This window comes from Anoxybacillus sp. MB8, assembly GCF_011006755.1.
GTDB lineage: Bacteria > Bacillota > Bacilli > Bacillales > Anoxybacillaceae > Anoxybacillus > Anoxybacillus gonensis.
In genome coordinates, this window is sequence record NZ_RXXX01000083.1 from 1 (window position 1) to 2,718 (window position 2,718).

Sequence of the window (2,718 nt, forward strand, 5' to 3'; positions counted from 1 at the left end):
GGGCTCCACTCCTTTCTTTGGTTGTATTTTTTTCGCACTTACTACCTTACCAGGAGGAGAGCCCGTTTTTCATCTATTTTGCTTACATATCTGACAGGTTCCTTATTATACCAAATCAGGAACCTGTCTTTTTTTCTCCCACAAACATTTTACTCATACTAAGAGATCATCGGGATGGTTTGCATAATGGTTTCACTATTTTGTTCAATCGGAATCTCATCGTTTTCCATCCACTCTAAAAAGGAAGATGTTAGTTGTGGATCGAATTGTGTCCCTGCTCCTCTTTTGATTTCTTCATAAGCTTCTTCCCATGTAAGTGATGCGCGATATGGCCGAATGCCTGTCATTGCTTCAAGTGAATCAGCTAACGCCACAAGACGGGCGAGAAAAGGGATGGCCTCTCCTTTTTGGTTATATGGATATCCATTGCCATCCCATCGTTCATGGTGGTATAAAACAATATGAGAAATTTCAGATGAAACATGGTAATGTTGTAATATTTGTATACCAAATAGTGGATGTTTTTTCATTTGAGCAAATTCTTCTTCAGATAACTTTCCTCTTTTTGTTAAAATATGAACAGGAATGTGTAATTTGCCGATATCGTGAATGAGTGCTCCAAGTTGAAGTTCTCGCTTTTCTTCATCATTGAGTTTCAAAAACGAAGCAAAAGATAAAGCGATTTTCGTCACTCGATATGAATGAAGGAAAGTTAGCTCGTCCTTTTTTGAGAGCTGGCGCATAAGAAAACAAAGTTCCATATTTTTTATAATAGAGGACATGTCGTTCTCCACCTTTTTGTTTTGAAGGAAATTTTCATCATATATACTAATATAAATGAGAATCATTTTCAAGTTAAATATTTTCGATATCGACGCCGCGAACAGAAGGAATTTGATGAATAAACTCGTATACATCTGTTGTTGCGCGTTTTTGATCGACAGATACTTTTAATTCAACAAAGTGATTTCCGTTATCTAAGTCTTTTATGCGCACCGTTTTAATGCGAATATTTTTTTGTTTAATCGTACCGATGACTTCAGAAATTTTTGTTGCATCTAGCACAGTGAGTTTAACGGAAAGCTCTTTTTCTCTTAGTTGTTTCGGACCGAAAACGGTTGTTATAAGCGGAATAAGTTCGACGCTAGCGATAAGGAAGATGACGCACAATATCGCTTCGATATAAAAGTTTGCCCCTACAGCGATTCCGACACCTGCAGCTCCCCAAATGAGCGCGGCAGTTGTTAAACCAGAAATGCTATCGTTTCCGCGACGAAGAATAACACCTGCGCCGAGAAAGCCGATACCTGATACAATTTGAGCAGCGAGGCGAAGTGGATCCATATTTATATGATCGCTTTTTGGAAATGTGTATGCTGATTCAATTGAAACGATTGTTAACAAACAACTTACAATCGAAATAACGAGGCAAGTTTTAAGACCAACAGGTTTTCGTTTTAATTCTCGTTCTAGACCGATAACGAGCCCGAGGACAGCAGAGATTCCGAGTTTCATAAGTACATGAGCGTCCATGAGACATTCCTCCTTTTCTTCGTAATTAAGTATATTCGAAAGGATGACGAACATGAAGGCATATATAGCACTAATTATTGGAGCACTTTCTATTTCCACTTCAGCGATTTTTGTCAAATTTACAGATGCTCCGTCAGCTGTTATCGCATTTTATCGCCTCTTTTTCGCAGTTGTTTTCATGACTCCGTTGTTTATTGTAAAACATATACGCGAAACGAAACAGATGAATAAAAAAGATTGGGCTTTTGCGGTGTTGTCTGGAACATTGCTTGCGTTTCATTTTATTCTTTGGTTTGAATCGCTTCGTTACACATCCGTTGCAAGCTCCGTCGTTTTAGTTACGTTGCAGCCGATATTCGCTTTTGTTGGTGGATTTTTCTTTTTCAAGGAAAAGATGACGATGAGTGAATGGGTAAGTGCGCTACTTGCAATTTTAGGTAGCGTCATTATTAGTTGGGGGGATTTTCGCGTAAGTGGCAAAGCACTTTATGGAGATATGCTTGCATTGATTGCGTGTGCTATGGTCACGGGCTATTGGTTAGTCGGTCAACATTTACGAAAGCAATTTTCTCTAATTACATATACGTATATTGTCTATGGCATTGCGTCACTCGTATTAAGTGTATATGTATCGTTGTTTCGTTATTCATTTTTGTCGTATAATGCGAATGACTGGTGGTGCTTCATTTTGCTGGCGGTTATCCCGACATTATTCGGGCATTCTCTTTTTAATTGGGCGATGAAATGGGTAAATGCAGCAATGGTATCCATGGCTATTTTATTTGAACCGATTGGAGCAATTATACTAGCTTATATATGGTTGGATGAACAAGTTTATTTGTCGCAAGGAATAGGCTCATTTTTTATCATCATTGGGATTGGAGCGTATATGTTCGGAAAACATATAAAAAACAATAAAAAAATAGTTGCATTTCAAAAAAGAACATGATATATTTTAAATCGTCGCTGTTGTGATGCGATGATAGAAAATAAAAAATCGTTCTTGACACTAAAAAGACGATGTGTTAAATTAAAAAAGTCGCAAAAAACGACAAGATGTTCCTTGAAAACTGAACGAAGCGAAAAGCGTACAGAAGCTAAGGATAACTTTTCTATGGAGAGTTTGATCCTGGCTCAGGACGAACGCTGGCGGCGTGCCTAATACATGCAAGTCGAGCGGACGAT

3 protein-coding genes and 1 rRNA gene are annotated in these 2,718 nt (G+C 38.2%); 2 read left to right on the forward strand and 2 right to left on the reverse strand.

Features of this window, described 5'->3' with window-relative positions:
* Nucleotides 1-158 precede the first annotated feature (158 nt).
* Both EKC99_RS15145 and EKC99_RS15150 read right to left on the reverse strand, forming a co-directional pair.
* On the reverse strand, nucleotides 159-782 hold the full coding sequence (locus EKC99_RS15145) for an HD-GYP domain-containing protein (RefSeq protein WP_035067390.1): 624 nt from the start codon (nucleotides 780-782) through the stop codon (nucleotides 159-161).
* Between the two features lie 73 nt (nucleotides 783-855).
* The gene (locus EKC99_RS15150) at nucleotides 856-1,533 is read right to left on the reverse strand and encodes an MgtC/SapB family protein (protein ID WP_009362206.1); all 678 of its coding nucleotides are present in this window, start codon (nucleotides 1,531-1,533) and stop codon (nucleotides 856-858) included.
* Between the two features lie 52 nt (nucleotides 1,534-1,585).
* Here EKC99_RS15150 and EKC99_RS15155 point away from each other — a divergent pair, with 52 nt between their 5' ends.
* Together EKC99_RS15155 and EKC99_RS15160 are read left to right on the forward strand one after the other, a co-directional pair.
* Entirely contained in the window at nucleotides 1,586-2,482 is an 897-nt protein-coding gene (locus EKC99_RS15155; protein ID WP_205597823.1) for a DMT family transporter, read from the forward strand.
* A 162-nt stretch (nucleotides 2,483-2,644) separates the two neighbouring features.
* Nucleotides 2,645-2,718 (forward strand): 16S ribosomal RNA (locus EKC99_RS15160); the annotation flags it as partial.

Coding starts and splice junctions, on each gene's coding strand:
- EKC99_RS15145 (WP_035067390.1), bottom strand. CDS start 782: ATGTCCTCTATTATAAAAAATATGGAACTTTGTTTTCTTATGCGCCAG.
- EKC99_RS15150 (WP_009362206.1), bottom strand. CDS start 1,533: ATGGACGCTCATGTACTTATGAAACTCGGAATCTCTGCTGTCCTCGGG.
- EKC99_RS15155 (WP_205597823.1), top strand. CDS start 1,586: ATGAAGGCATATATAGCACTAATTATTGGAGCACTTTCTATTTCCACT.